Genomic DNA, 266 nt, shown 5'->3' on the forward strand with positions numbered 1-266 from the left:
CCCCATTCTGCAGCTATTCATCCACCTGGCTGATTTCAGTACCGATGATAGTTTTTCAAAAATAAGTGTTAAATCTTGTTTGTTTTTTACAAAATCTAACTTATCCCCATTAAAGCGCAGGACAGGTATTTCCGGGTGTTCCTGTTCAAAGTTGGCAATGGTGTTTTCATAGTCTAGCGAAAGCTGTTCTAAATAGAGCGGACTCATATTTTTTTCCATCTCCCGCCCGCGATGTTTAATCCGTTTTAATAGGGTATCCAGGCTGG

Annotated in this window: 1 protein-coding gene; it reads right to left on the reverse strand. The window is 40.6% G+C overall.

The features are described from left to right. Positions 1 to 266 (reverse strand): deoxynucleoside kinase (locus RYX56_RS22870; RefSeq protein WP_317124191.1); only part of this gene is annotated, 266 nt, incomplete at both ends.

The sequence above is a fragment of the Alkalihalophilus lindianensis genome (assembly GCF_032843265.1).
GTDB lineage: Bacteria > Bacillota > Bacilli > Bacillales > Bacillaceae_D > Alkalihalophilus > Alkalihalophilus lindianensis.